Source organism: Oribacterium sp. HCP28S3_H8 (genome assembly GCF_052064775.1).
GTDB lineage: Bacteria > Bacillota > Clostridia > Lachnospirales > Lachnospiraceae > Oribacterium.
Map to the genome: position 1 here is coordinate 18258 of NZ_JBQHUZ010000007.1, position 15606 is coordinate 33863.

13 protein-coding genes and 1 pseudogene are annotated in these 15606 nt (G+C 45.5%); all 14 read right to left on the reverse strand.

Going from position 1 to position 15606, the window contains the following annotated elements:
- Window positions 1-225 precede the first annotated feature (225 nt).
- The 14 genes and pseudogenes from ACTNEN_RS09135 to ACTNEN_RS09200 all read right to left on the reverse strand — a co-directional run bounded on the left by ACTNEN_RS09135 (window position 226) and on the right by ACTNEN_RS09200 (window position 15508).
- On the reverse strand, window positions 226-2616 hold the full coding sequence (locus ACTNEN_RS09135) for a recombinase family protein (RefSeq protein WP_441205988.1): 2391 nt from the start codon (window positions 2614-2616) through the stop codon (window positions 226-228).
- A 92-nt stretch (window positions 2617-2708) separates the two neighbouring features.
- Window positions 2709-3239 (reverse strand): annotated as a pseudogene (locus ACTNEN_RS09140) (type IV secretory system conjugative DNA transfer family protein); the annotation flags it as partial.
- Complete coding sequence (locus ACTNEN_RS09145) at window positions 3236-3715, reverse strand: PcfB family protein (protein WP_441205990.1); 480 nt, start codon at window positions 3713-3715, stop codon at window positions 3236-3238. The gene ACTNEN_RS09145 and the pseudogene ACTNEN_RS09140, both read right to left, overlap by 4 nt.
- Window positions 3696-4076 (reverse strand): hypothetical protein, encoded by a 381-nt coding sequence (locus ACTNEN_RS09150; RefSeq protein ID WP_441205992.1) that lies wholly within the window; start codon window positions 4074-4076, stop codon window positions 3696-3698. Before ACTNEN_RS09150 ends, ACTNEN_RS09145 begins: the two co-directional genes overlap by 20 nt.
- A 69-nt stretch (window positions 4077-4145) precedes the next feature.
- Window positions 4146-5141: a ParB/RepB/Spo0J family partition protein gene (locus ACTNEN_RS09155; RefSeq protein ID WP_441205993.1), complete on the reverse strand. Its 996-nt coding sequence runs from the start codon at window positions 5139-5141 to the stop codon at window positions 4146-4148.
- A complete protein-coding gene (locus tag ACTNEN_RS09160; protein ID WP_441205994.1) occupies window positions 5098-5919 on the reverse strand; it encodes a ParA family protein in 822 nt (273 codons plus the stop codon). The genes ACTNEN_RS09155 and ACTNEN_RS09160 overlap by 44 nt, the downstream gene beginning before the upstream one ends.
- Window positions 5916-7007, reverse strand: a complete 1092-nt coding sequence (locus ACTNEN_RS09165; protein WP_441205995.1) for a DUF6017 domain-containing protein — start codon at window positions 7005-7007, stop codon at window positions 5916-5918. Before ACTNEN_RS09165 ends, ACTNEN_RS09160 begins: the two co-directional genes overlap by 4 nt.
- Window positions 7008-7630: 623 nt before the next feature.
- Window positions 7631-8509, reverse strand: coding sequence for a prolipoprotein diacylglyceryl transferase (lgt, locus tag ACTNEN_RS09170; RefSeq protein WP_441205997.1), 879 nt, complete (start codon window positions 8507-8509; stop codon window positions 7631-7633).
- A gap of 12 nt (window positions 8510-8521) precedes the next feature.
- Window positions 8522-10552: an NAD-dependent DNA ligase LigA gene (gene ligA / locus ACTNEN_RS09175; RefSeq protein ID WP_441205999.1), complete on the reverse strand. Its 2031-nt coding sequence runs from the start codon at window positions 10550-10552 to the stop codon at window positions 8522-8524.
- Between the two features lie 47 nt (window positions 10553-10599).
- Window positions 10600-11472, reverse strand: a complete 873-nt coding sequence (locus ACTNEN_RS09180) for a pseudouridine synthase (protein WP_441206001.1) — start codon at window positions 11470-11472, stop codon at window positions 10600-10602.
- Window positions 11459-12610, reverse strand: a complete 1152-nt coding sequence (queA, locus tag ACTNEN_RS09185) for a tRNA preQ1(34) S-adenosylmethionine ribosyltransferase-isomerase QueA (RefSeq protein WP_441206003.1) — start codon at window positions 12608-12610, stop codon at window positions 11459-11461. Before queA ends, ACTNEN_RS09180 begins: the two co-directional genes overlap by 14 nt.
- Window positions 12611-12837: 227 nt before the next feature.
- Entirely contained in the window at window positions 12838-14115 is a 1278-nt protein-coding gene (locus ACTNEN_RS09190) for a hypothetical protein (protein WP_441206004.1), read from the reverse strand.
- Window positions 14116-14117: 2 nt separating this feature from the next.
- Window positions 14118-15107, reverse strand: a complete 990-nt coding sequence (locus ACTNEN_RS09195; RefSeq protein ID WP_441206006.1) for a hypothetical protein — start codon at window positions 15105-15107, stop codon at window positions 14118-14120.
- Between the two features lie 122 nt (window positions 15108-15229).
- A complete protein-coding gene (locus ACTNEN_RS09200) occupies window positions 15230-15508 on the reverse strand; it encodes a TIGR03905 family TSCPD domain-containing protein (protein ID WP_441206007.1) in 279 nt (92 codons plus the stop codon).
- Window positions 15509-15606: the final 98 nt, after the last annotated feature.

Sequence of the window (15606 nt, forward strand, 5' to 3'; positions counted from 1 at the left end):
ATCATACTGTATTTATTGTGTCAACACATTCCACCTTATAGAAGCGCAAATTCAAATTTTCTGTTCCCTATAAAATTAATTTATTGGGATTTACCAAATCGCCAAACAACGATTTGGTAAACCATCTATACAATACCATACTTCATTGTCTATTACAATAATTGCATCGCTCCCGCTTATTCTCATCAATTCTGCAACTATTATATTGTGATATTATGCTTACTCTTAGGCTGTCTGTTCACTTTTCTTTGTATGATACGCTTCACGTCTCCTAGCCAGTGTTTTTTCATATCTCTCTTTTGCGATAGGATCTCCGCTTAATGCATCGTCACGCATTTTCCGGTAACTCTTTACTGTAGCTCTAACCTGATACTGTTTATGCTCTGCAAGCTGGCTCTGTGCTTCCTGATCTCCTGCTTCTGCCCTAGCCTTCAAAGCTTCTAACTGCTCCTTTCTCCTTGCGGTATGCCGTCTGTTGTATTCTGCATTTCTCTCTTCCAAATATTTCGCATATTCAGGGTCATTTTCTGCTCTCTGCTTACGCTTTTCTGCTGATTTCCTTGAACGTTCCCTTGCAATAGCTCTACGCTCCTCAAGCTCTCTGACGGCTTCCTGATTGCCTTCTTCTGCCTGCTCCTTTAATTCTGCCAAAGCAATCTTTTTCTTCTTTGTAGCACGCTCCTGACGTTTCTTTTCCCTTTCCAATGCTAAGCGTTCTTTTTCTTCCATCTTCGCCCGATATTCAGGGTCAGCCATTCTCAATTCTCGCATTTTTTCAGCTCTCTTACGGTTGTTCTGTCTACCTTTTTCAAGGATTGCTTTATATTCTGCCATAGCTTCAGGATCTCCAGCTTCTGCTTTTGCCTTGATTTCCGCACGTTTCTGATTTCTTTTCTGTGTAGATTTCTTAGAAGAATTTCTCTTTCTTTCTGCAATCTCTTCCGCTCTGCGTGCTTCCTCTGACTGCAATGCTTTCACTTCTTCTTCACTGAGTGGAAGCACGAAATTTCCAATGAAATTGAAGTAAATATCCACTTGCTGAGTGCGGTCTCTTGTTCTGCCACCCACAGCTTCATGAATTACAACCTTTTCAATGAAATCATTAAGCATAGGTGTTGTCAGTTCCTCAAAATCTCGGTATTTCTTAACCAGTCGCACAAATTTATCAATCTGCACTGCCTTAGTGGATATACGTTCTGTAGCCGTTTCAAGTTCTGAAATTCTCTGCTCTAGGTTGCTTTGCTCGGTGTCATATTCTGTCATAAGACGATTGAACTGTCTTTCCGGCAATCGCCCTAAAGTGAAATTTTCATACAATCCCTTTATCAGATCATCTAAATCCATCATGCGACGCTTAGCTTCCAATAGCTCCTTTTTATCATTGGTATTGTCCTTTTCACACTGTATTTCATACTGTGCCTTCAACTGTTCCACAAATTCCTTTTCATCATTCAGGACATACTGTGACACTCTCTTAGTTGCCTGATAAATCAGCATTTCTACTGTACTTGCCTTAATATAATGACCGGTACATGAATGATATTTATTGTGATACCGGCTACAACGGAATGCCTGATTACTGTCATAGGTCTTTCCGTCTTTCGACTGTGAATTGATATATGCCAGTCTGCTTCCACAATCCGCACAATAAAGGAGTCCTGACAGCCTATGCGTAGGCTTTTCACTGTTTCGTCTAGGTGAAACTCGTTTCCTCATTTTCTGTGCCTTATCATAAGTTTCCTGATCTATGATAGCTTCATGAGTATTATAGAAAATAAGCAGCTCGTCCTCATTCACAACTCTCTTTCGCTTCGTTTTGAAACTGTCTTTCGTTGTCTTTCCAAGAATTGTATGCCCCAAATACTCACGTCTGCTCAGAATATAGCCGACTGTTGTTGCATTCCATGTATAAGCATCATGGTATCTCGTACACTGGCAATCCTCAGGATGGTTCTGTCTCGCATAAGCTGACGGAATAAGCACTTTATCCTCTGACAAGGTATCTGCTATTGCGGTTGCTCCCATTCCTTCGCAAGCAAACTGAAAAATGCGTCTGACAACCGAAGCGGATACTTCATCAACATACAAAGTCTGCTTATCCTCAGGCTTTCTGTAATACCCATAAGGCACAGCACCGCTGACACGTTTTCCGTCTCTCATTCTAGCCTTAAATACCGCCTTAATCTTCTTACTGGTGTCTTTTGCATACCATTCATTCATAATATTCAGGAATGGTGTAAAATCATTATCTGTCGGATTGGCACTGTCAACTCCGTTATTAACTGCAATAAAGCGGACACCTTTCTTTGGAAACATCATTTCAGTATAAAACCCTACTTGCAGATAGTTTCTGCCAAATCGTGACATATCCTTGACAATCACTGTTCCAACTCTTCCGGCTTCAATCTCTGCCAAAAGTGCATTGAAAGCCGGTCTGTTGAAATTTGTTCCTGAATATCCATCATCACTGAAATGTCGGATATTCTCGAAACCATTTTGTACCGCATAATCTTCAAGATACTGTTTCTGATTTGTTATGGAGTTCGATTCTCCTTGAATCTCATCATCACGAGACAGACGCTCATAAAGTGCTGTTATTCTGTTATCTTTAGCCATTTTCTCAGCTCCTTTCATAATGCTAAAAATAAGAACACACAGAAAACACTTCATTTTTTAATGACCTATTTTCTCTGTATTCTTAAAATCTAACCCTTCGGATCCGTGACCACATAGGAGCTGTGCATCTGAAGGAGATTCGGCTTCAGCCAGAATCTGGTCTTTCCTGAACCTGAGCCGCCGACGATAAGAACATTCTTGTTCCTGGCATATGCCGGGTCTTTCGGACGACTGCTCATCGTAAGCTTCTCCGACTTTGTAAGTATCATGTTGTTCTGAAACACCGGATCCTCGAACGGCTCGATATCCTTATGGCTTCCCCACCTGGCTGATCCGTACTCCTCTCCATGGCGGTACTTCTTTGCATTCTTTCCTTTCAGATAAACTGCAAGCTTTAGAGCTCCGGCACAGGCCGCCCCGACGAGAATATCTGCCGGGTGGATACTCGGAAGCGGATTAGAAATGGCATAGGAGAATGCACCTCCCAGGATCAGGCTCTGCATCTTCTCTGAGACATTGGTTCCTGAAGCTATGCGAATCGCCTCGCCTAGATTCGTAGCAAAAAGTCCCAGGGCGATGTATGGGATATTTAAGATAAGCTTCCTCTTAAATTCCTGCTTCATAGGCTCTGCTCCCTTGATCTGTGACGGCTCTTGTGAGGAATCTTTGAGATGATCTCCTTTAGCTTCGCAAGCTGACTTAACAGGCTCGGCTTCTTATCCTTCCTGTTCATCTGTCTTTCTACCAGTGTATCTGCGATATGCTGGAACGCCTCGGTATCCTTTGTCTTGAAAAATATGGTGTAGAGCGGCGGGTGTTTCGATCTGTCCTTTGTCACTGCAAAATCCACTCCGTATTTTCTGGCGAGATGAGCAAACTCTCTTATGCTTGCATCGTTGAGCGGCATCTTCGTCACCGCCTGCGGCTGCCCTAAGAGCTTCTTTACGCTCTGTTTCCCGTGCACTTCCTTGGGGTAAACCTTCTGGTGCTTCCTGTGTGCCAGAAATGTCCTGATCCCATGGCAGATTGCCCTTGCCGATAGCTTCGTGGTCGTGACCGCCAGATTCACTGTCCTGTTTTCAACATCTTCCTGTACCATCCGACACCTCCTCTATTGATTTGAGATGAACGACAGGAATACAGAACTCTCCGATCCTTGCTGTTGTAAGTCTGCGTGTCATCTCCAGCACCATGTCATCTATATCGTAATCAGTGACTCCGACCGGGATGTCGTCATCATCAAGTCTGCTGATAAGCGCCCTTCCGAAGAGGAAGACCTCTCCTCCTACCCTTGCTACATCCTCGTTCCCACAGATCAGAACTAGCCTCTCATTCAGGTTGATAAGAATCACATCATCTCCCATGACTATCCTCTCCACAGCCGGGTCGCTTAGCGAATGCAGGCAGATATCCCCTGCAGGATCCGTTATCATCACCCTCTCCTCTGTATTCATCATCATCTGTCTGTCCTCCTTCTTTATCTGAATCAATAAAAAAGACCATTCCCGGGAATTTCCCTGAAACGGTCCTCATAGTTCCTGCTGTCTGTTCCTTTTCTTCTGCCACTGTTCTAAAAGCCTTATGATCTGATCCTCCATCTGCTTTGGCGTGTAAGATTTCGGAAAGTATTTCCTCAGTACTTTGTCATCTATGACTACTCTCTCAAGCGGCGCCTTCTTGTCCTCTTCAAGAACAGCCTGTATCACTTCCTGTGTGCACTTGCCTTCCTGACTGAATCTCTTAAGGCGCTGCGCCTGTGAAAGAGACGGAGGCGTTTCAAGCTCCTCCATAGCAGCCACAAACTGCTCCTGTTCATCAACAGACAGGTACGATAGCTCCACTGCCGGGTTGAATGAGATTTTCTTGTTATCAACCATATCCAGAAGCTCAGGAATCAGATTCGTAAGGCGGATATAGCGCTGCACCTGTCTGGGGCTCTCGCCTGTCTGCTGCCCAATGATTTCACTGGATTTCTTACTGCTTCCCAACTTCGTGCCAAGTTGGCACGAAGTTAAATCCGCTTCCTCTTTTTCGCCAGAACCCGGCTTCCCGGCGACTTGTCGTGAAGTTATATCCGTCCTCTCTCCCTGATGTTTCAAGGCCTCCATTTTCATCTTAAAAGCAAACGCACGTTCGCTAGGGAGTATTTCTTCTCGCTGCAGGTTACTGTCTACCATAAGGATCGTCGCCTGGTCATCATCCAAGTCTTTTACGATAACCGGCATGGTCTCTTTCCCGGCTAGTTCAGAAGCATGATGTCTTCTGTGACCTGAAATCAGTTCATAGCCACCGTCCGGAAGAGGTCTTGCGATTGCCGGCACCAGGACGCCATACTCTCTTACGCTCTCCACCGTTTTTGCCATCTGTTCATCATCCTTCACCTTGAATGGATGATTCTTAAAGGGATGAAGCTCTGAAAGCGGGATTTCCTGTATCTTCTCTGCCCGGCTCTCCTGCCTTGATTCCTCTGTCGAGAAGATATCATCGAAGCTGCTCAAGCTGATGTTTGCGCCTTTTCTCTGCATTATCAATTACCTCCTTCGTAAGAATCTGATATGCCTGTGCCACCTTTCCCTTCGGATCATGCAGGAAGATGCTCCTGCCCTCGGCACTGATCTCTGCCGCTCTGACTGATCTTGGAATCTCTGTGGAAAATACCTTGATGTGGCTGCCGTAGGTATCCCGAATCAGGTTAGATATCTCCTTCGCGTAATTTGTCCTGCCGTCCACCATCGTAAGCAGGATCCCCTCGATCCTAAGCTTCGAGTTTATCTGACGCTTCACCTTGCTCACCGTAGAAAGCAGCTGTTCCAGACCTTTGGCAGACAGATAATTTGCCTGAACCGGTATCAGCACATTGTCCGCTGCAGCCAGAGCATTTACTGTCAACATCCCGAGACTCGGCATACAGTCAAGGAGAATGAAGTCATAGTCCTTTTTCATGTCTCCAAGAAGCTGTTTCATGATTCTCTCGCGGTTCATGGCTGTCACCAGCGATACCTCAGTTCCTGCTAACGCGATATTTGATGGTATCAGATCTATTCCTTCATCGTGATGAATGACACCGGTTCCCTTCGGGATCAGCTCCTCATCCATCGCCATTCGCATAAGATCCGGAAGCGCCGGTTCTATATCATCCGGCCTCGGAAATCCGAGAGAGATAGTAAGTGAAGCCTGCGGATCAGTATCTACAAGCAAGACTTTCTTTCCCTCTCTCGCAAGACCTATCCCAAGATTTTCTGTAGTAGTCGTTTTTGCTGTACCTCCCTTCTGATTAACGATTGCGTATATACTTGCTGTCATGATGTTCCCTCCTCTGTGTTATCCGTTTGTGGCGGTATGTAGTGCGCCATGTCGTAGTGAACCTTTGTCGTATAGTAGCTGTCTATCGTAAGCGGAGCATTGTAGAGTGTGGTGATCAGATATGCCTTGATATTCCTGATATCAAGAATATTTGAATCCAGACTTCCGATGACATACTCAATGTGAGACATATCAAGCTTCATAAACTGAGCCTTCACGACTTCCGCCGGCTTATCCTCACCTGCACACCTGATATATCTGGATTTAGAAGTGATGGTATCAAGTATGATGTTGAAGATTTCCTTCAGCATCTCACCACGATATTTATGGGTGATGAGCAGACCGTCCATCCCCAGATGTTCCCAGAGATAACTCTCATATTTTCTGCGTTCAGCCATCTCATCCGATCCATCACTTTTTGTATTCTGCCAGTCATCTGCAGACAGCTTCTCGTTTTCTACGATGGGATTGATAAGATTGTTATTACTGATCTCAGTCTTATTCTGGTTATTCTTATTACATTTTGATTCGCACATTTCAAAAGATGCAGGCATCACATTTCCGGACATGTGTTTTTCACACTTCCGGGTAATGATTCCGTCAACTTCAGAGATGTGATTTTCAAATTTCTGGATATCTCTGTCCACACTATCCACACTTTCATGGTCTTCATCTTGTCCTCCTGATGTACCAGCATCATCGTCCCATCCTGTTCTACCGTGCTTATTATGTCTTGCCGAATAAAAGTTCAGGACATAGATGATTGATGGCTTTCCAAGTCCTCTCCTCTTTTTTATGATGAGACCTGCTTTCTTCTCAAGTTCTCCCAGCGTCTTCACTGCCTTCTGGTTTCCGCAGTTCAGATCCTCCATAATGTCTTCGATGGTATAGACGATGTAGACGCGATCATCTTCGTCAAACCACCTGTTCTTTATGGATAACTGAAGCCTGTCGAGCATCAGCCCGTACAGAAGCTTCGCATCTGTGCTTATGTCATGGAACTGTTCCCCACGCACAAGAAGCTTCGGTATCCTGAAGAAAGCATACTGGCTGGCTCCGGCAGCTCCATAGAAATAATCGTAGGGCATGTTGTCATCCTCCGTTCGGGTAAAAAAAAGACGTCTGGCTGATTGGATTGAAATCAGACAAACGTCTCTTAATGTTATCTTAAGTTGTAATCACACTGCTTCCACAGTGGCCAGTTTTTCATCTCCCACTATTATCGGCACTATGTGTTATTCGCTAAGCTCGGGGTCTCTTTAACCTGTCAAATTCATCGTTAATATGCTCTCATGCCCGCATGTTCGAGTACCAGAACGAGTACCATTCCGAGTACCATGCGAGTACCAATTTCCTATAAATTATAAGAATTTATATCGAGTTATATGTATGTCAAATTTTCCCGAAGTCCAGTATTTATGCGGCTTTAGAGAGATTTATCACTCTTTGTGGAGATACATGAAATAGGCCGTTATGTAACGATTCCTAACTTCATTGACGTCATTTCTCCTTTATATGTAAGGTTAAAAGATCTTATGATATATGCCTTTTATGGTTCCTTTATCCCGCTTTAAAAGCAATAAAAAAGCCCGACATGCCAAAATATTATAGCAGACAGGCTCTCTTTTCTCAACTCTATTTCATGAAGCAGAATGTATCTGCAATGTATCGTAATGTATCTGCATCCATAGCTTCATCCATATTACAGAATTTACCCAGCATTTTTTTGTTTTTTCAGGCGGATCCGGTTTACACCGATACAAACAATACTTATAAGCACCAGTCCCGCAGATAATGCCTGCGATACCGGGATCGAGGTTCCCCAGAGGAGGAGTGAATCTGTCCGCAGCTGCTCGATAAAAAATCTGCCAAGTCCGTACAAGCCAAGATACATGTAGAATATCTGACCATTGAATCTTTTTTTGGGTGATGTCATAAACAAAATCAGAAATACCATCAGATTCCACATACTCTCGTAAAAGAATGTGGGATGAACCTGGATATACTCGACACCGCTGACATTCACCACATGCTTAAGCACATCGGCATCCAGCATGTTGGGATTAACAATAGACAGCTTGATGCGCATCTGCAAAAACGAATGGGTATATCCTCCAAAAGCCTCAGCATTAAAAAAATTGCCCCATCTGCCGATTGCCTGCCCAAGGATCAATCCGATGACCCCACTATCTGCAAGCTCAAGCGGATTCAGTTTCCGCCATCTTGAGAATAAAAAGCAGGCAATGATTGAAGTAATCACGCCACCGTAAATGGCGAGACCTCCCTGTCGGATATTCAGAATCTCATTTAAATGCTTGCTATAATAATCCCATTCAAATATGACATAATACGCTCTGGCACCCAGAATTGCAAAAATCACTGTATACAATCCAAAATCCTGGATATCATCCGGATTTCTGCCGTGGCGCTTATAATCATAGCCGGCGACAAGAAACCCTAGCAGCATGCCGATCCCTATGATAATGCCGTAAAAGGCAATCCTGAATCCAAAGGGCGAAATCGAGTTTTTGAGATGCTCGATGCCTATGCCAAGATTTGGGAAATATAAATCATAATTGGTAAAGTCCATTTATTACACTCCTTATGGTTCAGTTTCTAAGTGCAAATTTCCTTGCAAAAGCTTTAAGAACTCATCTTCTGTGACAATAGGAACCCCAAGTTCCTTGGCTTTTTTATTTTTCCCTGTCGTAGATGTAATATCATTATTCACAAGATATGCTGTTTTAGCAGAAACCGAACCTGCAGCTCTGCCTCCGGCTTTTTCAATCAGTTCCTGAAGCTCCTTACGATTTGCAAAGTGCCGAAGTGCACCCGTGATCACAACACTCTTACCTTCCATCGTTTTTGGTGTAGTGTCGTCTTCTTTAGCTTTGCGAAGATGAATGTCCTTAAGGAGTGCATCCAGTGCCTGCATTTTTTCCGGGTTATGGAAATATGCAGCAATACTCTCTGCCAGCACCTCTCCAATGCCGGGCACCTCAAGAAGCTCCTCTACACTGGCATGTTTTAGTTTCTCAAGATCATCAGCGAAATGTCTGCATAAAAGCTTAGCATTTGCAAGCCCGATTCCTGCAATGCCAAGACCATAAATCAGTCGGTAAAGGTCGGTTTCTGAAGCAGATTTTGCTGCAGCAATGAGATTATCATAGGATTTCACCCCAAAACCATCCATTGCCACGATTTCGTCCCTATGCCTGTCAAGATGAAAAATGTCCGTGTAATCATGGATAAAACCATGTCCGATAAATTTTTCCAATGTAGCATCAGATAATCCATCAATATTTAAAGCATCCCTGGATACGAACAACGAGAAGTTTTTGATTTTCTTAGCCGGACAATCCGGATTGGGGCAATACAGATATCTGGAGTCATTATCGTTACGGATTTCTGTAGGCTTACCGCAGGCTGGGCAGATCTTCGCCGGCGTAAGGTTTCCGGACTTCGTCAGGTTGTCCGCGATCTGAGGGATAATCATATTGGCTTTATATACCGTGATATGATCTCCAAGCCCGAGCTTCAGGTCCTCACAGTACGACAAATTGTGCAGACTTGCGCGGCTTACGGTAGTTCCCTCCAGCTCCACCGGGTCAAAAACAGCTACGGGGTTAATGAGTCCCGTCCGGCTCGGGGACCATTCGACCTCTCGAAGCACAGTTTCTGCCGTTTCATCCGACCATTTAAATGCAATGGCGTTACGGGGATATTTTGCCGTGCGGCCCAACGATAGTCCATAGGCAATATCCTCGTAGATCAGCACCAGTCCGTCTGACGGGAAGTCATTATGATTGATTTCATCTGCGAACCACTTGACTGTTTCATGGATATTGCCACGATTCACTCGTTTCCAGCCTACGACATCAAAGCCCTGCTGACTCAAAAACTCATACTGCTCCGAGCGCCGGTTATGGAAATCCACCTCCTGCTGGTTGGTATCAACTGCAGAAACCAGCGTAAATGCCACAAGATTTACATGGCGGGATTTTGTAATGCGCGGATCCAGCTGGCGTACCGAACCTGCACAGAGATTTCGTGGGTTCTTGTATTTGGCATCTGCATCGGAAATGGTTTCATTGATGTGCTGAAATTCAGAGTAGCGAATGATGGCTTCTCCTCTAAGGACCAGCTCTCCCATAAAGGAAATTTTGCTTGGCAGATTATCAAAGGCAAGCGCATTTTGTGTGATCACCTCGCCGATTTCTCCATTTCCCCGCGTGACGGCCTTTTGCAGCCTGCCGCCCTGATATGTCAAGACAACGGTAAGCCCATCCATTTTCCAGGATAAAAGCCCCTCCTGATCTCCGAGCCATGCAGCAAGGTCATCCACCGACTTGGTTTTATCAAGACTCAGCATCGGACTGGGATGCCGCTCCTTGGGAAGCTCTGACAGCACGTCGTACCCTACCCGCTGCGTGGGGGAGGCAGACAGGATGACTCCTGTATCCGTCTCCAGGGTCTGAAGCTCATCATATAGCCGATCATACTCAAAGTTTGACATGATCTCATTTCCGTCCTGATAATACGCACGCGAAGCCTGATCCAGCTGCGCCACTAGCTTCTTCATTCTGACGAGCTTATCTGTCTGCTCCTTACTATCCTTCTGATTCAAAGCCATCCTCACCTCTATCTTAAGCTTTAATACCCTTCTGTAAATGCCAGCCTTTACTTCTTCTGACTCTTTGCCGGAATTTCTCCGCTATCTGCACTTTCACTCTCAGGAAGTCCCAGCTCGGATACATCAATCTCCCGATACTCTCCCGGACGCAAGCCCTGGAGTCTAACATTCATAATCCGGACTCTACGGAGCTTTTTAACCTTGTAGCCAAGCTCCTCACACATCCGGCGGATCTGTCGATTCAGCCCCTGTGTAAGCACAATATGGAACTGATGCGTGCGAATGGATACCGGAAGGCGCATATCCTGCCACACCTCGCAAGGGCGGGTCTTTACCTTTAGCTCTTTAAGATATACCCCATCCGCCATATGCTCTAGAAATTCATGCGTCAGGATTTTGTCCACAGAAACGACATATTCCTTCTCATGATAGTTTTTTGCACGATTGATCCGGTTGACAAGATCGCCCATGTTGGTAAGAAAAATTAATCCCTCGGAGTCCTTATCCAGACGTCCAATCGGATAAACCCGGGTCGGATAATGCACGGCTTCAACAATATTGGTAGCCTTGTCATTATCAGATGTCGTGCAGACAATCCCTCTCGGCTTATAATATGCAAGCAGAACCGGCTTTGGTTTATCATAATCCTGATTCTTAGTGGAAACGGTCTCTCCATACCGGCTCATCATCTTCCGGCTGCCGGAGCTAAGCTCATAGGCCTCCTCCGGGTTATGTGCCTGTGCCTTTAAAGCATGCGGATTGACACAGTGTCCATCTACCTCAATGGAGTCCTCTTCTGTCACCTGCTGTCCGAGCTCAATCGCCTTGCCGTTGACGGTAACTCTGCCATCTGCAATCAGCCGATCTGCCTCTCTCCTGGAGCAGAAGCCCAATTCAGAAAGTCGTTTATTTATTCTCATGGCTTATTCCTTCTATTTCCCCGATTGGAGGAATCGTATCATCCGAGGTAAATATAACCTCACCATTCAGGTTCGGATCAAGCTCCGCCGGAAGCTCCTTATCGTTTCGGAAATCTGCAAAAAAGCATGCATCTCCAAAAGAGAAAAAGCGGTATTTCTCACGGACGGCTATGCGATAGGCACGGAGCACATTTTCCCTGGTGCTGAATGCCGACACCAGCATGACCAGCGTGGATTCCGGAAGATGGAAATTGGTAATCAATGCATCCATGCATTTAAACCGGTATCCCGGGTAAATAAAGATATCTGTCCAGCCTGACTTGGCATCCAGATGTCCATCTGCCTCTGCAGCCGATTCCAGTGTGCGGCAGGATGTTGTACCGGTGCAGATTACCCGATGTCCCTCCGCGTGCGCCTTATTGATCTTTGCCGCTTCCGACGGCTCGACAATATAAAATTCCGAATGCATATGATGATCTTCCAGCTTGTCAGCCTTAACCGGTCGGAAGGTTCCGAGACCTACATGCAGCGTAATATGTGCAATTTCAACTCCCTTATCCTTCACCTTCTGAAGCAGCTCCCTGGTCCAGTGAAGTCCCGCAGTCGGCGCTGCAGCCGAACCATCATTTTTGGCATACACCGTGTTGTAGCGTTCCTTCTCCTTAAGCTGATGGTGAATATATGGTGGAATCGGCATTTCTCCCAGCTTATCCAGAACCTCCTCCCAGATACCGTCAAACTCAAAATGGATGATGCGGTTGCCGTCATCTATGGTATCGATGATTTCCCCCTTAAGAGTTCCATCTCCGAAATCCACCCTTGCACCGTTACGCATTTTTTTACCAGGCTTAACAAGGCACTCCCAGTCCGTTGCATTTTTCCGCTGCAACAGCAGTACTTCAACATGTGCTCCGGTTTCCTCTTTTACCCCGTGAAGGCGTGCAGGGATGACCTTGGTATCATTGATGACAAGGCAATCTCCCGGGTGCAGGTAGTCAATGATATTGTAAAAATGCCGATGATTAATTGCTCCTGTAAAGCGATCTATCAAAAGCAGTCTGGAATCTGACCGTTTTTCCAGCGGGTCCTGCGCGATCAGTTCCTCCGGCAGATCATAATAAAAATCTTTGGTTTCCATTTTATATACGCTCCTTTATATACGCTCCTGAATATTTATATGTACATCAATCTCTTTTGCTCAAGAAAAATCAGCGTTGCTATTATACTACACTCTCAGATAATTTGCGATCTTATGCAATATCTCTACGTTAAAGCAATCAGGCAGGAGTCATCTCTAATAAGAGAGAAACTCCTGCCCCACATTTTCATTTCTAATGTTACATTGCCATTCCTGTTTGTAAACGGTTAACCCTCTGGTCCCTGTCCAACCTCCACAACATCTCCGGATGGAGCGCCGCTGTTTCCATTACTGTTACTTCCGGAATCCGCATTACCTCCACCAGGTCCTGCCGCTGCCTGGGCAGCAGACGAAGCCGTTGGTGCCTCTGTCACATGCGGATCGCCACCTGCTTCAACCACATCATGCGAATTTTCAGCGGCGGAAGTAGTTCCGGATGTGCCCTTAGAGGAAGCTCCTGCACTCTTAGTCTCTGCTGCAGTAGTCTCCGTACGACGGGATGTACTTTTTGCAGATGTCTCCTTTTGTTCTGTATCTCCATCAGAACCGGAACGGTTCCCTGACGCGGACGCATCTTTGCTTTCAGACGCAGTGGTCTCCGCTTCCGTTTCAACAGAAATCAAGGAAACCTCAGAGTCAATGACAGACTGGTCTTCACTGTAGATACGCCCTGTCTGGAATGCATCATAGATCACCGCTAATCGCGAATCCGAGGATAATGCCTCCAGCAGTCGGGAATTGGTCGCATTGATCAGCTCAATGACCTCCTGATGTCCTGTAGTATAAGAATTAATAAACTTCACCTGCTCCGGAGTCATGTTTTCCACAAGCTCAAACTCGTTCTGATCATTTACCTTAATATAACAGTACATGATCGCAGGTGCCGGTTGAGAAGCACGCCGGAAATTGACATCATATGTAATAAACACGAGCTTGGAATTTTTTTCGAGTCCGTTTACGGCATATAATTTAATGTTGTCATAACTCTCAATATACCCTGCCTGCGTCTTTAACTGCTGCCGGAACTGTTCCTTTTCTGCATCTGTCTTATTGGTGACACCACTCATTTTATAGATGGTATCTACATCCGCTGACAGCTTTGCCGCAAAATACCGTTTAAAGAAATCCTCCAGCACATTATCATTATATTCCCGGACAATGGTCGGATCCTGCGTTTCTTCTGTGGAGTCCTCCACATTCCCGGCACTGGTTTCCATAAGATCCGAAGCTGTCGCCTCCATGCTTCCTTGTAAGGGGGCTGCAGTTTCAGGTGTTCTGCCCTTATGACCTGCTCCGGCATGATCCAGGATTACGATCAGGATCATTAATACAACAATAATAGCAGGAATCACCAGAATCCCGCTCTCCGCCTGCATTTGGCTTTTCCGCCGTCTTCTCGCGGCAATTTGCCTCCTGTGTTTCGTCTTACGTGCGATGATCTCCTCTACCGTATTTTCTCTTAATGCCTTATCGACATCATCAAGATCCTTAAGCCTTCTATCCATACTTAGTTCGCTCTTGCTCCATCACGGCCATAGTAGTGTCCGCCAATCCAGGTATCACTTACCATGGCACCATTTGCATCCATATAATACGTTTTACCGTCGATGGTATGCTGTCCTTCTGTATACATCTGTCCATTTGCCGGGTTCATATAGTACCATCGGTCATTGATCAGATTCCAGCCAAGTGCCATTTCAGCATCTGCTTTACAGAAATACCAGGAACCATTAGACTCCAGTATCCAACGATTCCAGTCGATATATCCATATTCATTAAAATGATAGTTCTTATCTCCGATCCTTCTCCATGTACTGACCGGATAGGTCCCGTCATTGTCGAGATACCATCTGCCCTGAGCATCGGTCTGCCATCCGGTACTCTGATAGGTATTGGCAACAACATGTCTTGAAGTCACTGTTGCCGACGACCATCCGTTTCCGATGCCGGAACTATTGATGCTCTGACCATTAGAACTCCGGGGGGCAGTCCCTGTGATACCAGGTCCCTGCTGCGTTCCATGAGAAGATATCCCTGTAGCCGAGGAACTGCTGACGCCGGGTCCTTTGCTGGAGCCCGCTGTAGAAACACGAGGTAAGCCTCCGTTCACATCCTCTGTATATACGGCTACGATATTATCTGCATAGCCCGACCAACTGCTCCAGTCATTTCCTACATCTTTTGCGCGCACTCTCGCAGTATAATAACCTCTGGCTCCGACTGTAAAATCTGCAGTTGTACCCTCACCTGCATCCAGCTTTTGAGATTTTACGCTGCTATGTGTACTGCCATTGGCGTTGGTTTTTACCAGCTGGATTTCATATTGGTCGATCCCATAGATTTGTGGTGCCGACCAGCTTACCGTAATATCAGCTCCGCTGCTGTTTAATGAAACATTGTCCGGCGCGGCTATAGAGCTGGTTTTAGCCACCGCAGTAGTTGCCATGGTAATAGCCGATAGTACCGCTGCAACAGCAATTTTTACACTCTGTCTCACAAAACTGTCCCCCTTCTGCTCTATACACTGTATACATTACTATCTGCAGTGCATAATACTATGTCCATCATACAATAGACCGGGGCAGAATAAAAGAACAATCTTTCTTACATTCCATTGCCTCAGGCAGATTTGGAGCTTCCTTCCTTTTGCTTAAGCGCTTCCATAATTGCATCTGAAAACTGATCTGCGCAGGATGTTCCCCTGCCATTACAGTCATTTCCATGCAGAAGCTCCGCAACCTTTTCTGCCGGCTGTCCCTCAACAAGCTTGCTGATTGCCTGCAGATTACCGTTGCAGCCGCCCCGGAACTTTACATTATATAATTTACCATCCTCAAGATCGAAGCTGATATTCTGCGCACAAACCATACGACTCGGTTTAAAAGAAAATGTTTCCATAATGATTACCTCAATATATAACTTCACTAAATAATTTGATAAACGGTGAATCCTACTTACTATATCCATTTTGACAGAGCTCGTCAATGCATTACCCG

Excerpts from the sequence above, each read along its gene's own strand:
- ACTNEN_RS09180 (WP_441206001.1), bottom strand. The coding sequence starts at position 11,472 with ATGAGAATAAATAAACGACTTTCTGAATTGGGCTTCTGCTCCAGGAGA.
- ACTNEN_RS09160 (WP_441205994.1), bottom strand. The coding sequence starts at position 5,919 with ATGACAGCAAGTATATACGCAATCGTTAATCAGAAGGGAGGTACAGCA.
- ACTNEN_RS09155 (WP_441205993.1), bottom strand. The coding sequence starts at position 5,141 with ATGCAGAGAAAAGGCGCAAACATCAGCTTGAGCAGCTTCGATGATATC.
- ligA (WP_441205999.1), bottom strand. The coding sequence starts at position 10,552 with ATGGCTTTGAATCAGAAGGATAGTAAGGAGCAGACAGATAAGCTCGTC.
- lgt (WP_441205997.1), bottom strand. The coding sequence starts at position 8,509 with ATGGACTTTACCAATTATGATTTATATTTCCCAAATCTTGGCATAGGC.
- queA (WP_441206003.1), bottom strand. The coding sequence starts at position 12,610 with ATGGAAACCAAAGATTTTTATTATGATCTGCCGGAGGAACTGATCGCG.
- ACTNEN_RS09165 (WP_441205995.1), bottom strand. The coding sequence starts at position 7,007 with ATGCCCTACGATTATTTCTATGGAGCTGCCGGAGCCAGCCAGTATGCT.
- ACTNEN_RS09190 (WP_441206004.1), bottom strand. The coding sequence starts at position 14,115 with ATGGATAGAAGGCTTAAGGATCTTGATGATGTCGATAAGGCATTAAGA.
- ACTNEN_RS09150 (WP_441205992.1), bottom strand. The coding sequence starts at position 4,076 with ATGATGATGAATACAGAGGAGAGGGTGATGATAACGGATCCTGCAGGG.
- ACTNEN_RS09135 (WP_441205988.1), bottom strand. The coding sequence starts at position 2,616 with ATGGCTAAAGATAACAGAATAACAGCACTTTATGAGCGTCTGTCTCGT.
- ACTNEN_RS09145 (WP_441205990.1), bottom strand. The coding sequence starts at position 3,715 with ATGGTACAGGAAGATGTTGAAAACAGGACAGTGAATCTGGCGGTCACG.
- ACTNEN_RS09200 (WP_441206007.1), bottom strand. The coding sequence starts at position 15,508 with ATGGAAACATTTTCTTTTAAACCGAGTCGTATGGTTTGTGCGCAGAAT.